Origin of the sequence: Pseudomonas sp. S44 (assembly GCF_016624805.1) — a bacterium.
GTDB lineage: Bacteria > Pseudomonadota > Gammaproteobacteria > Pseudomonadales > Pseudomonadaceae > Aquipseudomonas > Aquipseudomonas machongensis.
The window spans coordinates 154,745-169,972 of sequence record NZ_JACVTY010000004.1 but is presented as its reverse complement, the minus strand read 5'-3'; the positions used below and the strand labels follow the sequence as shown (position 1 = coordinate 169,972).

At 63.6% G+C, this 15,228-nt stretch carries 9 protein-coding genes; 2 read left to right on the top strand and 7 right to left on the bottom strand.

Annotation, left to right across the window (positions count from 1 at the left end; translation table 11 throughout):
• Positions 1-54: 54 nt before the first annotated feature.
• Entirely contained in the window at positions 55-984 is a 930-nt protein-coding gene (locus IAE40_RS05850) for an electron transfer flavoprotein subunit alpha/FixB family protein (RefSeq protein WP_054894265.1), read from the bottom strand.
• On the bottom strand, positions 985-1,734 hold the full coding sequence (locus IAE40_RS05845) for an electron transfer flavoprotein subunit beta/FixA family protein (protein ID WP_063545593.1): 750 nt from the start codon (positions 1,732-1,734) through the stop codon (positions 985-987).
• Positions 1,735-2,274: 540 nt separating this feature from the next.
• Here IAE40_RS05845 and IAE40_RS05840 point away from each other — a divergent pair.
• Positions 2,275-3,939 (top strand): electron transfer flavoprotein-ubiquinone oxidoreductase, encoded by a 1,665-nt coding sequence (locus tag IAE40_RS05840; protein WP_063545594.1) that lies wholly within the window; start codon positions 2,275-2,277, stop codon positions 3,937-3,939.
• A 68-nt stretch (positions 3,940-4,007) separates the two neighbouring features.
• Here IAE40_RS05840 and IAE40_RS05835 read toward each other — a convergent pair whose 3' ends face one another.
• The 5 genes from IAE40_RS05835 to IAE40_RS05815 all read right to left on the bottom strand — a co-directional run bounded on the left by IAE40_RS05835 (position 4,008) and on the right by IAE40_RS05815 (position 11,148).
• The gene (locus IAE40_RS05835) at positions 4,008-5,819 is read right to left on the bottom strand and encodes an ABC transporter ATP-binding protein/permease (protein ID WP_200602822.1); all 1,812 of its coding nucleotides are present in this window, start codon (positions 5,817-5,819) and stop codon (positions 4,008-4,010) included.
• 214 nt (positions 5,820-6,033) lie between these two features.
• A complete protein-coding gene (locus tag IAE40_RS05830) occupies positions 6,034-6,237 on the bottom strand; it encodes a formate dehydrogenase subunit delta (protein ID WP_125929374.1) in 204 nt (67 codons plus the stop codon).
• Positions 6,234-9,122 (bottom strand): formate dehydrogenase subunit alpha, encoded by a 2,889-nt coding sequence (gene fdhF, locus IAE40_RS05825; RefSeq protein ID WP_200602821.1) that lies wholly within the window; start codon positions 9,120-9,122, stop codon positions 6,234-6,236. The genes IAE40_RS05830 and fdhF overlap by 4 nt, the downstream gene beginning before the upstream one ends.
• Positions 9,119-10,669, bottom strand: coding sequence for a formate dehydrogenase beta subunit (locus tag IAE40_RS05820; RefSeq protein ID WP_200602820.1), 1,551 nt, complete (start codon positions 10,667-10,669; stop codon positions 9,119-9,121). Before IAE40_RS05820 ends, fdhF begins: the two co-directional genes overlap by 4 nt.
• Complete coding sequence (locus IAE40_RS05815; protein WP_197891638.1) at positions 10,666-11,148, bottom strand: formate dehydrogenase subunit gamma; 483 nt, start codon at positions 11,146-11,148, stop codon at positions 10,666-10,668. Before IAE40_RS05815 ends, IAE40_RS05820 begins: the two co-directional genes overlap by 4 nt.
• 527 nt (positions 11,149-11,675) lie before the next feature.
• On the opposite strand from IAE40_RS05815, the gene IAE40_RS05810 reads away from it, so the two are divergent.
• Positions 11,676-14,993 (top strand): type III effector HrpK domain-containing protein, encoded by a 3,318-nt coding sequence (locus IAE40_RS05810; RefSeq protein ID WP_197891637.1) that lies wholly within the window; start codon positions 11,676-11,678, stop codon positions 14,991-14,993.
• The last annotated feature ends 235 nt before the right edge of the window (positions 14,994-15,228 follow it).

Here is a 15,228-nt window from a genome sequence, read left to right as displayed (position 1 = left end):
AAAGCCCGACCCCTGTAACGAGGGTCGGGCTTCTTTATAAGTGAAGCGCTCGGATCAGACCAGCTTTTCCAGCTCCGGCACCGCCTCGAAGAGGTCGGCAACCAGGCCGTAGTCGGCAACCTGGAAGATCGGGGCTTCTTCGTCCTTGTTGATCGCGACGATCACCTTGGAGTCCTTCATGCCCGCCAGGTGCTGGATCGCGCCGGAGATACCGACGGCGATGTACAGCTGCGGCGCGACGATCTTGCCGGTCTGGCCGACCTGCATGTCGTTCGGCACGAAGCCTGCGTCGACCGCAGCGCGCGAAGCGCCGACAGCGGCGCCGAGCTTGTCGGCCAGGGCGTACAGGTGCTTGAAGTTGTCACCGTTGCCCATGCCACGGCCGCCGGAAACGACGATCTTGGCGGCGGTCAGCTCGGGACGGTCGGACTTGGCCAGCTCTTCGCCAACGAAAGCCGACTTGCCGGCGTCGTGGGCAGCAGCAACGGCTTCCACCGCAGCCGAACCACCTTCGGCGGCCACGGCGTCGAAGCCGGTGGTACGCACGGTGATGACCTTGACCGCAGCGCTCGATTGCACGGTGGCAATGGCGTTACCGGCATAGATCGGACGCTTGAAGGTGTCGGCGGATTCGACCGAGACGATCTCGGAGATCTGGTCGACGTCCAGCAGCGCAGCGACGCGCGGCAGGATGTTCTTGCCGTTGGTGGTGGCCGGGGCCAGCACGTGGCTGTAGCCCTTGGCCAGCTCGACGATCAGCGGCGCTACGTTTTCCGGCAGGGCGTGGGCGTAGGCCGCATTGTCCGCAACCAGCACCTTGGCAACGCCAGCGATCTTGGCCGCAGCCTCGGCTACGCCGCCGACGTTCTGGCCTGCGACCAGCACGTGGACGTCGCCACCGATCTTGGCGGCAGCAGCGACAGTGTTCAGGGTGGCCGGGGCTACGGCACCGTTCTCGTGTTCAGCGACAACCAGGATAGTCATTTAGATTACCTTCGCTTCGTTCTTCAGCTTCTCGACCAGTTCGGCCACCGACTTGACCTTGATACCGGCGCTGCGTGCAGCAGGCGCTTCGACTTTGATGGTCTTGGTGGTGGAGGCGGTGGATACGCCCAGCGCATCTGGAGTCACGGTCTCCAGCGGCTTCTTCTTGGCCTTCATGATGTTCGGCAGCGACGCATAGCGCGGCTCGTTCAGACGCAGGTCGGTGGTGACGATCGCCGGCAGGTTCAGCGCGACGGTCTGCAGGCCGCCATCGATCTCACGGGTGACGTTCAGCTTGTCGCCAGCCACTTCGACCTTGGAGGCGAAGGTGCCCTGGGCGTAGCCGGTCAGCGCAGCCAGCATCTGGCCGGTCTGGTTGTTGTCACTGTCGATGGCCTGCTTGCCGAGGATGACCAGCTGCGGCTGCTCTTTATCGACGATGGCCTTCAGCGCCTTGGCCACGGCCAGGGAGTTCAGTTCCTCGCTGGTCTCGACCAGGATGGCACGATCGGCACCCAGTGCCAGGGCGGTACGCAGTTGCTCCTGGGCGGCGGTCGGGCCGACGGCAACGGCGACGATCTCGGTCGCAACGCCCTTCTCTTTCAGGCGTACGGCTTCTTCCACGGCGATTTCGCAGAAGGGGTTCATGGACATCTTGACGTTTGCAAGGTCGACGCCGGAGTTGTCCGCCTTGACGCGAACCTTGACGTTGTAGTCGACCACTCGTTTGACAGCTACAAGAACCTTCATGGATTCCTCGTTACTCTCCGGTGAAAAGAATGTCGCCTGGGGCGTGCCCGGCGAATGCGCGTGGGTACAAGGACACCTCTGAAAACGTTCCGGGTCGAGCGAAATTTGCCATGACCGATCAGTCCTGTACGGACTGGCGGGGCAAAACCCGCGGGTCATTTTCTGTCGTGGCGTGTAGACTCCACTACAAAAAGGGTTTCGGCCTGTATTCCCTGCTCTACGCCTGGTTTTTAGAGGTGCACCTGCGCCCGACGGTCAGCCTACGGCGAGCGTAAAACCGCTCGTATCTTGACCGTAACACCCAATCCGGTCAATACGGCAAATTGGCCAGCCTCCAGCCGCCCTCCTGTGATTTTACTGGGCTGCGGCAAATTCAAACAAACGTTTGTATTGGACCCGCCAAGTGGTGTAGATATAATGCGCGGCCAAGACAAAACGGTGTAGTCCGCCACCGGCACGGCTACAGCTGCCCCGACCGTGAGCGGGCATCCGACACCCATAAGACAAGCAACGCGATGAGCCTTGAGTAGGAGAGAACCTGTGGAACGCGAATACATGGAATTCGACGTGGTCATCGTCGGCGCAGGCCCGGCGGGCCTGTCTGCCGCCTGCCGCCTGAAGCAGAAGGCCGCCGAAGCCGGTAACGAGATCAGCGTCTGCGTGGTCGAGAAAGGCTCCGAGGTCGGCGCCCACATCCTCTCCGGCGCGGTCTTCGAACCCCGCGCGCTGAACGAGCTGTTCCCCGATTGGAAAGAACTCGGCGCCCCGCTGAACACCGAGGTCAAGCGCGACGACATCTATGTGCTCAAGGACCAGGGCAGTTCGGTCAAGGTGCCGGACCTGTTCGTGCCCAAGACCATGCACAACCAGGGCAACTACATCATCTCGCTGGGTAACCTGTGCCGCTGGCTGGCCCAGCAGGCCGAGAACCTGGGCGTGGAAATCTACCCGGGCTTCGCCGCTCAGGAAGCGCTGTTCGACGAGAACGGCGTAGTCCGTGGCATTGTCACCGGCGACCTGGGTGTCGACCGCGAAGGTCAGCCCAAGGACGGCCTGTACACCCCCGGCATGGAGCTGCGCGCCAAGTACACCCTGTTCGCCGAAGGTTGCCGCGGCCACATCGGCAAGCAGCTGATCAAGCGCTTCGACCTGGACAGCGAAGCCGACGTGCAGCACTACGGCATCGGCATCAAGGAAATCTGGGAGATCGACCCGAGCAAGCACGAGCAAGGCCTGGTGGTGCACACCGCCGGCTGGCCGCTGGATGTGGTGAGCGCAGAGAACACCGGCGGCTCGTTCCTCTATCACCTGGAGAACAACCAGGTAGTAGTTGGCTTGATCGTCGATCTTTCCTACGCCAACCCCTACCTGTCGCCGTTCGACGAGTTCCAGCGCCTGAAGCACCACCCGGTGATCAGCCAGTACCTGGAAGGCGGCAAGCGCATCAGCTACGGCGCCCGTGCCATCTGCAAGGGCGGTCTGAACTCGCTGCCGAAGATGGTGTTCAACGGCGGCGCGCTGATCGGCTGCGACCTGGGCACCCTGAACTTCGCCAAGATCAAGGGCAGCCACACGGCGATGAAGTCCGGCATGCTGGCCGCCGATGCAGTGGCTGATGCCCTGTTCGCCGGCAGCGAAGGTGGCGACGCCCTCAACAGCTATGTCGAGGCGTTCAAGGCCAGCTGGCTGTATGAAGAGCTGTACGCCAGCCGCAACTTCGGCCCGGCCATGCACAAGTTCGGGCCACTGTTCGGCGCTGCGTTCAACTATGTCGACCAGAACTGGTTCGGCGGCAAGCTGCCGTTCACCCTGCACGACACCAAGCCCGACTACGCCTGCATGAAGCTGGCTGCCGACGCGAAAAAGATCGACTACCCCAAGCCCGACGGCAAGCTCAGCTTCGACAAGCTCAGCTCGGTGTTCCTCTCCAGCACCAACCATGAAGAGGAACAACCCTGCCACCTGAAGCTGACCGATCCGAACGTGCCGATCGCCACCAACCTGCCGCTGTACGACGAGCCGGCCCAGCGTTACTGCCCGGCCGGGGTCTACGAAGTGGTCACCCAGGAAGACGGCAGCAAGCGCTTCCAGATCAACGCGCAGAACTGCGTGCACTGCAAGACCTGCGACATCAAGGATCCGTCGCAAAACATCACCTGGGTCACCCCAGAAGGTGCCGGCGGCCCTAACTACCCCAACATGTAAGGCCCGCGCCGCATGAAAAAAGCCCCCTGGCAGCGATGCCAGGGGGCTTTTTCATCTGCTGCCGATACTCAGGACAGCACCACCGCGTCCTGCTCGAACAACGCCCAACCACCCTTTCCATCGACCTCCAGCCGGTGGCTGTGAAAGCCAGCCAGCGTGCTGCGGTGCCCGACACTCACCAGCAAGGTTTCCGGCATTTCGTTGCGCAGCAGCGAATACAAGGCATGTTCCAAACCTTCATCCATCGCCGAGGTGGACTCATCGAGAAACACCACGTGCGGCTGGTTGAACAATACTCGGGCGAACGCCAGGCGCTGCTGCTCGCCGATCGACAGGATGCGCGTCCAGTCGCGGCTTTCCTCCAGGCGCTCGGCCAGATGCGCCAGGTTCACTTGCCGCAATGCCTGTTGCATCCGTGCATCCTGCTCCTGACCGACCTGGGCCGGGTAGGCGATGGCGGTGCGCAGATCCCCCAACGGCAGGTAAGGCCGCTGCGACAGGAACAGCGCCTGCGCCCCCAAAGGCCTCGCGACCGCCCCTTCTGCATAAGGCCACAATCCCGCCAGGGCCCGAAGCAGCGTGGTCTTGCCGCTGCCCGAAGGCCCCTTGATCAGCAATGCCTGCCCGGCCTGCAGGTTCAGGCTCAGGTCGGCAATCAACCGGTGGCCATCCGGGCGCAGCACCTGCAAACCTGCGATATCCAGGGCCCGCGGCAACTCGCGAGTTGCCACGTGCGGCAGCTCGCTGGCCTGGTGGTTGGCATCGAGAAAACCGGTGAGACGATCGAGGGTCGCGCGGTAGCTGGCAAAGGTGTCGTAGGACTCCCGGAAAAACGATAACGAATCCTGCACCTGCCCGAACGCCTGCGACGTCTGCATCACGTCACCCAGCTTGATCGCTCCGCTGAAGAAACGCGGCGCCTGCAGGATAAACGGGAACACCACCGCCACCTGGCTGACACCCAAGTTGAAACCGTTGAACTTCAGGCTCCGCCAGACCAGTGCCCAGACATTGCCGATCAAGGCGAAGAAGCGCCCGAGCAACGTGCCCCGCTCGACCTGCGCGCCCTGGTAGAAGGCAATGTTCTCGGCATTCTCGCGCAAGCGCATCAGTGCGTAGCGAAAGTTCGCCGTGAGCTTCTCGTTGAGGAAATTCAGGCGAATCAACGGCCGCCCGAGGCGGAAGGCGATCCAGGTGGCGATGAGCACATAGACGTACACCGCAAACACCATCGCCCGCGGCACCTCGACACCAGCCACTGCCAATGGCGCCGACAGCCCCCAGAGAATGCCGGTGAAGGCAACCAGCGAGACCAACGCACTCACTGCCCCAAGGGCCAGCGACACCGAGCCGGTAACGAAGGCGTTGACGTCCAGTTCGATACGTTGGTCCGGGTTGTCCACCGGCTCTTCGAGGAACTGCCCGCGGTAGTAGGCATCGCCATGCATCCAGTCGGCGGTCAGGCGCTCGGTCAGCCAGACCCGCCAATGGATGTTGAACGACTGGGTGACGTAGTAGTTGAACAGTGAACGCAGCACATGAATGGTTGCCAGTACCGCGAACACCCCGAGCAGGTACCAGAACGCCGTCTGGTCCAGGCCCTGCAGGGCGCTATAGAAACCGTTGTACCAGAACGAGAACAGCACGTTCATGCGCACCGAGAACAGCGCCAGGAACAGCAGCAGGGCAAACACCAACAGCGGACGCCAACTGCGCCTGAAGCTGAAGTAATCGCCTGCCAGTTGCCAGAACTGCTGGCCCCAGCGAGTAAAGCGCACCGCCAGGAAAGCGGCGGCGGTGAAGCCGACAAGGGTGATCAATGAAGCGACTGCAAGCCAGCTCAGGCTCTCTTGCAGGGCCTGGTGCCAGTTCATTTCCATGGTGGGGTTTCCGTGGCGAGTATTTACTCGAGCCTAGCACCGGCCGGGGTTGGCGAAGATGACGGAGGTTTCATGTTGGGCGTGCCGGCTGGATCGCACATGCAACGAATCCGACTCGATCCGTGTAGGGATAACTGTCTTGTTCAGGATCTAAAGTCCAGCCCAATCCCTGTGGGAGCGGGCAAGCCCGCCCCCACAGGCACCACCGCGCACGTTACCCCAACGCCTCCCGCACCTTCGAATCGAGCCCCTCCCCCGCATGGGCCTCGATCCATTCGCTCAACTGCCGGCGCATCGCTGGGGTCCAGAAACTCTGCAAGTGCTGCCTCACCCCCTGCACCGCCAGCGCCCGGTCCGGCTCGCTGTCGAAGTAGTGTGCGATCTGGTTGGCCATCTTGACCAGGTTGTCACTGCTCATCGGCGGACCTCGGCTTTTTCCTGTCCTTCGACCTGACGTCGCTCCTTGAGCAAGCGCTGCTGTTCGTCACTGAAATGCTGATAGCGCTTCTGCCATTCAGAGGGCTGGAACACCCGCACCACCTCAACCGCCGTGACTTTGTACTCGGGGCAGTTGGTGGCCCAGTCGGAGTTGTCGGTGGTGATCACGTTGGCACCGGACTCGGGGAAGTGGAAGGTGGTGTACACCACGCCCGGCGCCACCCGCGCACTGACCCGCGCACGCAATACGCTCTGCCCCGCACGGCTGCCCACGCCAACCCAGTCGCCGTCGCGGATGCCGCGGCTTTCGGCATCGCTGGCGTGGATCTCCAGGCGATCCTCATCATGCCAGGCAACGTTGTGGGTGCGGCGGGTCTGGGCACCGACGTTGTATTGGCTGAGGATGCGGCCGGTGGTCAGCAACAACGGATAACGGGCATTGACCTTCTCGTCGGTGGGTACATAACCGGTGAGCATGAATCGCCCCTTGCCGCGCACGAACTGGTCGATGTGCATGGTCGGGGTGCCGTCGGGCGCGGCTTCGTTGCACGGCCATTGCAGGCTGCCATGGCGGTCGATCTCGGCATAGCTGACGCGGTGGAAGCTCGGCGTCAGGCGGGCGATCTCGTCCATGATCTCGGACGGATGCCGGTAGTCCATGCGGTAGCCCAAGGCATTGGCCAGGGCCACGGTCGCCTCCCAGTCGGCCTTGCCGGCCAGCGGCTCCATCACCTTGCGCACCCGCGAGATGCGGCGTTCGGCGTTGGTGAAGGTACCGTCCTTTTCCAGGAACGAGCTGCCTGGCAGGAACACATGGGCGAACTTGGCGGTTTCGTTGAGGAAGATGTCCTGCACTACCACGCACTCCATGGCCATCAGTGCCGCGGTGACGTGCTGGGTGTTCGGGTCACTCTGGGCGATATCCTCGCCCTGGCAGTACAGCGCCTTGAAGCTGCCATCGAGCGCGGCCTCGAACATATTGGGAATGCGCAGACCAGGATCAGGCTGCAAGGTCACGCCCCAGGCCTGCTCGAATTCACTGCGCACGGTCTCGTTGGAGATATGCCGGTAGCCTGGCAGTTCGTGAGGGAAGGAACCCATGTCGCATGAGCCCTGGACGTTGTTCTGACCACGCAACGGATTGACGCCCACGCCTTCGCGACCGATGTTGCCGGTTGCCATGGCCAGGTTGGCGATGCCCATCACCGCCGTGCTGCCCTGGCTGTGTTCGGTGACGCCCAGGCCATAGTAGACCGCCGCATTGCCAGCGCCCGCGTACAACCGTGCCGCCTCGCGGATCTGCTCGGCAGGCACGCCGCAGACCGGCCCAAGCGCCTCGGGTGAGTTCTCGGCCAGGCTGACGAACTCACGCCAGCGCGTGAACTCGGCACTCTCGCAGCGCGCGTCGATGAAGGCCTGGTCGAGCAGCCCTTCATCGACGATCACATGGGCCAAGGCATTGAGCATGGCGACGTTGGTGCCCGGACGCAGTTGCAGGTGCAGCTCGGCGCGGGCGTGGGGCGAGTCGACCAGGTCGATGCGGCGCGGGTCGATGACGATCAGCCGCGCGCCCTGGCGCAGGCGGCGCTTGAGCTGCGAGCCGAACACCGGGTGAGCGTCGGTCGGGTTGGCGCCGATCACCAGGATCACGTCGGCCTGCATGACCGAGTCGAAGCTCTGGGTGCCGGCCGATTCGCCCAGGGTCTGCTTCAGGCCATAACCGGTCGGCGAATGGCAGACCCGCGCGCAGGTGTCGACGTTGTTGTTGCCGAAGGCGGCACGCACCAGCTTCTGCACCAGATAGGCTTCTTCATTGGTGCAACGGCTGGAGGTGATACCGCCGATCGAGTCGCGTCCGTACTTGAGCTGGATGCGTCGGAACTCACTGGCGGCATAGGCCAGCGCCTCATCCCAACTGACTTCCTGCCATGGGTCTTCAAGGCGCTTGCGGATCATCGGCGTGGTGATGCGATCCGGGTGGGTGGCGTAGCCCCAGGCGAAGCGCCCCTTGACGCAGGCGTGACCGTGGTTGGCGCCGCCGTTCTTGTCCGGGACCATGCGCACCAGTTGATCGCCCTTCATCTCGGCGCGGAACGAGCAGCCCACCCCGCAATAGGCGCAGGTGGTGATCACCGCACGCTCCGGCTGGCCGAGCTGGACCAAACTCTTCTCAGTCAGGGTCGCTGTCGGGCAGGCCTGCACGCAGGCGCCGCACGACACGCACTCGGAGGCGAGGAAATTCTCGCCACCGGCCGCTGCCACCCGCGACTCGAAGCCTCGACCATTGATGGTCAGGGCGAAGGTGCCCTGAATGTCTTCGCAGGCACGCACACAGCGGCTGCAGACGATGCACTTGCTGGGCTCGTAGTCGAAGTACGGGTTGGAGACGTCCTTGGCCTCGTCAAGATGGTTGGCGCCGTCATAGCCATAGCGCACCTCGCGCAGGCCCACCTGGCCGGCGACCGTTTGCAACTCGCAGTTGCCATTGGCAGAGCAGGTCAGGCAGTCCAGCGGGTGATCGGAGATGTACAGCTCCATGACATTGCGCCGCAGGTCGGCCAGGCGCGGCGTCTGGGTGCGCACCACCATGCCTTCGCTGACCGGCGTGGTGCATGAAGCTGGGTAGCCGCGCATACCGTCGATCTCGACCATGCACATGCGGCACGAGCCGAAGGCTTCGAGGCTGTCGGTGGCGCACAGCTTGGGGATGCTGGTGCCCAGCAGCGCGGCGGCGCGCATCACCGAGGTGCCTGCGGGGACACTGATCGCACGGCCGTCGATGTTCAGGCTGACCTGCAGCTCACTGTCGCGAGCAGGCGTGCCCAGGTCGATGTCGCTGTTGGCGGGGTCGAAATAGTTGATCATTGCGCGGCCTCCGAGCTGGCCAGACCGAAATCGGCGGGGAAGTGCTTGAGGGCGCTGGCCACCGGGTAAGCGGTCATCCCGCCCATCGCGCACAGCGAGCCGTACTGCATCGTGTCGCACAAATCGCGCAGCAGGTGCGCCTGGTCTTCGCGCGCAGCAGGGTCGCTGCTGGCGATCAGGCGATCCACCACCTCCATGCCGCGGGTCGATCCGATCCGGCAGGGGGTGCACTTGCCGCAGGATTCCTCGGCGCAGAACTGCAGGGCGAAACGCGCCATGCCGGCCATGTTCAGCGTGTCGTCGGCGACTACCACACCACCATGGCCGATCATCGCGCCGATGGCAGCGAAGGCCTCGTAGTCCAGCGGCGTATCGAACTGCGACGGCGGCACCCAGGCACCCAGCGGGCCACCGACCTGCGCAGCTTTCAGCGGACGACCACTGGCGGTACCACCGCCATACCCCTCGACCAGCTCTCGCAGGGTCAGGCCAAAGGCACGCTCGACCAACCCGCCCTGGCGCACGTTGCCCGCCAGTTGGAACGGCAAGGTGCCCAGCGAACGGCCCATGCCAAAGTCGCGATAGAACGCTGCACCTCTTGCCAGGATGATCGGCACAGAAGCCAAGGTCAGGACGTTATGCACCAGCGTCGGCTGGCCGAACAGGCCCTCGAGCGCCGGCAGCGGCGGCTTGGCGCGCACGATGCCGCGCTTGCCTTCGATCGACTCCAGCAGCGCCGTCTCTTCGCCACAAATATAGGCGCCAGCCCCCACACGCACCTCAAGCTCGAAAGCCACGCCGCTGCCGGTGACGTCCAGATAGCCGGCTTCGCGGGCCAGCATCACCGCTTCGTTGAGCACTCGGATGGCGTCCGGGTACTCGGAGCGCACATAGATGTAGCCCTTGCTTGCGCCGACCGCGAGGCCGGCGATGATCATGCCCTCGATCAACAGGAACGGATCGCCTTCCATCAGCATGCGGTCGGCGAAGGTGCCGGAGTCGCCTTCGTCGGCGTTGCAGACGATGTACTTCTGCCCGGCCGGTGCCTGGCGCACGGTGCGCCACTTGATACCCGCCGGAAACGCGGCCCCGCCTCGGCCACGCAGGCCGGAATCGAGCACCGCGGCAACCACTGCATCGCCATCCAGCAATGCAGCCTTGCGCAACCCCTCGAAGCCGCCATGGGCCTGATAGTCGTCCAGCGACAATGGCCGGGTGATGCCTGCACGGGCGAACAGCAGGCGCTGCTGGGTCTTCAGGTAAGGAATCTGTTCGACAGGGCCCAATGCCAGTGGATGCTCGCCCCCCTTGTCCAGGGCCTCCAGCAGGTGCGGCACATCTTCCGGCATGACCGGCCCGAAGCCCAGGCGCCCTTCGGCGCTTTCCAGCTCCAGCAATGGCTCGAGCCAATACAAGCCCCGCGAGCTGGTGCGCTGGATCTGCAGCGGCAGTTGCCGCTGCCCGGCCTCACGTCCGAACGCCTCGGCGACCTGATCGGCGCCCACTGCGCGAGCCAGCGAATCGCAGGAAATACACAGCTTGATCATGCGCCCGCCTCCACCATGCAGCTCTTCACCAAAGCCTGCAGACGCTCGGGCGTGAGCCGCGCATGCACCTGGCCGTCCAGCTCCAGCGCCGGCGAGCAGGCGCAAGCGCCGAGGCAGTACACCGGGCGCAGACTCAATGCTCCGTCGGCAGTAGTGCCATGGTCGTCCAGCCCGAGCTGTTCGCGCAGTTGCGCGGCCAGGGCTTCGGCGCCGCGGCTCTGGCACGACTCGGCGCGGCACAGGCGCAGGGTGTGGCGTGCCGGGGGCGAAGTGCGGAAATCATGGTAGAAGCTGATCACCCCACGCACCTCGGCGAGGCTGAGGTTCAGCGCATGGGCGATCTCGGGGACAGCTTCGTCGGGTACATGGCCCAGGCCTTGCTGGATGGCGTGGAGGATCGGCAACAGCGCGCCGGGCACCTCCTTGTGGTTGTCCAGCACGCGCTGGATCAAGGGCAGGTCAAGCGTCTCTTCAGGCATACAGCGGACCTCGGCAACCCGGATCCGCCCGAGGTGCGGGCAGGTGTCCGGCGGTGTTCTGCTGCGGCGCACCGGGCCTGTCACGGTCACAGGATCACGGTCGCCCTCCTCGTCCAAGCCGGTGCGTCTGTGCGCACTCGGTCGTCGGACATCCTGATAAGAATGGCACCGTTGGCCGAAAGCGGTAGCGCGCAAGCGACAGGGCGCATCCTGAAACCGACGCGTGCGAGATTGCACATAAGCTCACCTCCACAAGCGCAGTGCCAATCCGGGAAAGATAGTTAGGAGTAATTTCACAACATTTCACTTAGTTAATAGCTTGCCGCTAACAATGGCTATTTACCAAACAACACTTCACTTGACAGGCAACTAAATTCACAACTTCCGCTGCGGCAATCACACCATTTAGCAAACGCGTGAAAACGATAATAAATTCACGCTTCGCACGGTTCTTTTACAATTTGAAACAAATATGACTTATCGCCTCCTTATCGTCGGAATCCTCCTGTATCACTAGGTCCGGCCCCATGAAAACCTCAAACACCGACGCCCCTGGCACAACGTCCTCTGACAATCCCCTTGCCCGTTTCGAAACCGCGGTCACCCGCTCGCTTTCCAACTTCAAGGACACGCCAGACCCCACGCCGGCCGGCAACAAACGCTTCGTCGTCGCCGCCACGGTCGACAACAAGAAAGAAGCAGAGATCGCCGCCGCACTGGCCACCCACGACCCGGAAGTCATCAAGCACCTCAACGATCCCAACCTCGCCGATATCGGCAACACCGGCATCCCGCTGGCCAACATCGCCTCGATCACCAAGCTCTCCGACAACGTGCTGGACCTCAAGACCCGCGACGGACGCGACATCGTCATCATCAAGCAGATGACCCCCTACCTGTTCGACGGCATGGCCAGCAAGACCGACGCCGTGGACGCCCTGAACAAGAGCAAGGCCGAGGGCTATCGCATCGCCCAGGCCGGCGATGTGCCACCGGGCATGGACGACTACAAGTTCATCGGCCCTGCCGACGAGGTCGGTCCCGGCCTGATTCGCTACGAAACCCAGTCCGGCGACAAGGTGATCGTCGCCAACGAGACCAACCATGCCCTGTTTGACCAGGTGAAGTCCGACGGCGAAGCCCTCACCCTGATCAACAAGAGCGAGCAGGAAGGCTATCGCCTGGCCAGGACCGACGAGCCCGCCGACGGCATCAAGGCCATCGGCACACCCGAGGAGCTGGGCCACGGCCTGATCCGCTACGAAACCGAAAGCGGCGAGAAGATCATCGTCTCCCAAGGCATCAGCCCGGATCTCTATGCCTCGATGAGCAAGGAGTCCAATGGCATCTTCGGTGTCGACGGCGCGGTCGACACCAGCTGGATCGACAATTCCAAGTACGCCAGCGGTGTGCGCGACTGGGACACCATCACCGGCAACAAGGGTGCCGACAAACCCTCTCAAGCCGAAAAAGACCTGGAGCGCCCGCGTGCCGCATCCAAGATGCTCAGCGACAACTGGGACAAATGGGGCCTGCACGACCGCAAGATCGACTTCTCCAACCCGCCCAGCGACCTGCCGCCCGAGGCGCAGGCCACGCTCAAGTACCTGGCGGGCAGCCCGAGCCTGATGAACGCCCTGGACAGCGGCGGCCTGGGCAAGAGCGATGGCATCATCACCCACGCCGATGTCGACAAGTTCATCAGCCAGCAGAACAAGGACCTGTCGGCCGCGTCCTCCGCTTATTCGAAGTTCCTGTCGAAAAATCCGGACGCATCCGACCTGGCCAAGGAAAACGCCAAGTCCGCAGCCATCGTCATGGCCAACATCTCGCTGGTCAGCAGCGCCGGCCCGGCCATGTGGGGCGACAACCAGCGTGCCAACAACGGCAGCCTGACCACCGACAACCTCAACGCGATCAAGTCCGACAGCGGCCTGAGCCCCGAGCTGACCGGCGCTGCCGGTTACTGGTCCAACCCGGGCATGTGGCACGTGATGGACTCGGCCGGCGACCACCCCGCGACCGCCTCCTCCGACGGCATCGTCCAGCAGAAGAACATCGGCGCCTGGCTGGAAAACCAGGCACCGAAGGACGACCACGGCGTGCTGATGATGCTCAGCAACGCCTCGATTCGCGGCTCTCTGGCGGGCGTGGACACCTCCAAGCTGACCAAGGACGTGCTCGAGCACCCCGAGAACTACGACGGCAAGACCAAGGCCGCGGCCATGCTGGAGATCACTGACGCGCGTGCGCGCCTGCAGGCCAGCGACAAGGTCGACGGCGACCTGTATGCCGGCATCACCGCCGACAGCCAGTACCACCTCAACCCGACCAAGTCCAAGGTCATGAAGCAACTGGACGATGCCATCTCCAAGCTGGGCAACGACGCGGACGTCAAGGCCTACATGGCCGCAAACCAGGGCCCGGGCATGCGCGACATCATCAACGCCGACCCGGCGATGAAGAAAGCGCTACAACACAGCCAGGACAGCCAGATCAACAGCGGCAACATCATCAACACCGCCCTGGCCACCAAGGACGCCAATGGCAACCCCTTGTCGCTGCCCGACGCCCTGGCCCTGGCCGGCACCGATGCCACCCTGACCGACCTCGCCCTGGGCGGCGACGGCAACGTCGACCTGGCATCGATCGCCGACAAGTCGGGCAAGTCCGGGGATATCGAGCAGTATTTCCGCGAACATATCCTCAACGGCAAGGACCTGGAGGATGGCCTGTCCAAGGGCGGCGACCCGATGACCGTCATCGGCCAGTACGCCTCCAATGCCGCGCTGTTCAAAGAGTTCCTCGGCGACAAGGTGACGCCGCAGGAAGCCTCCGAAGTCGGCCAGCGCATCAACCAGGCAGTGTCCGATTCACTGATCGACGGGGCCGACAACAACACGCTCAAGGACATCTTTGGCGACGGTAGCGGCAACTTCGATGAAAACAAGGCCAAGGCCATCATCGACAAGGCCATGGCCGACGATCCGGACATGTTCAAGGACTCCAGCGGTGCGCCGATCCGCCCGCAGGATGTGATCTCGATGCTGCGCTCGGTGTGGGACACCAACCGCCAGGGCGAGAAGATCAGCGACGTCCTGCCCAAGTCGATCGACGGTCTGAAGCTCAATGTCAGCGAGTCGTACAAGCAAGGCCTGCTGCACATCGGCAGCGCCCTGCTCGCCGGTGGTGTGCTGGCCGCACGCTCCGCCACCGGGGGCAACAGCCCGACCGACAACGCCTCGCGGGTTTCGGCAGGCATGCAGTTCGCCGGCCTGATCATCGAGGGCGGCACCAAGTACGCCAAGGAAGCCGGTTATGGCATGGTCTGGAAACCCACCCCGGTCGATCCGTCCAAACCCGCGCCGATCGGCGAGTTCCCGACCGGCAAGATGGTGCAGAACACCGACGGTATCAACCGCCTGGGCAACCTGGGCAAGGTCATCGGCGGTGCGGGCAGCTTCATCGGCGGCGTGCTGGGCCTGATCAGCGGCGTCAACAGCGCCTTCGCCGGTGACAAGGTCGGGGCCGGCTTCTCGCTGACCACCGGCGCGCTGGGTACAGGTGCAGCGATCACCTCGATCATCGAAGGCGGTGCGGGGCTGTTCGGCCTGGCCGATGTCGGCGCCATCGCCGGCGCCTTCTCCGGCGTGCTGGGCTGGGCCACGGCGGGTATCGGGTTGGTGGCCGGGATCGTGTTGCCGATCATCGAAGTAGCCAAGCGCGAGAAGATGCAGGACCAGTTCTTCGGCGAGCTCAAGCCGGTGCTGGACAAGTACGACCTGACCGGCGGACCGATCACCCAGGAGGATCGCGACGAGGAGTACAACTTCGCCTACGGCTGAGGCAAGGCCGCCCGCGCCTGCTGGCCTGCGATGCAGGGTTGTCAAAACCTGCGTGGGCCTCGTGGGAGCGGGCTTGCCCGCGAAAAAAACACCGCGCTGCCTGGCACGGGCTACGCCCGTGTTCCGGGGACAAGTCGGGGCGCTGAACCGCCGCTGCCCTCCACTACACCAGAAAATTCCGAATCTCTCCGCCAATACTTCAGCTCAAGGCCGCCTGGGAATTATCCTACGCGGC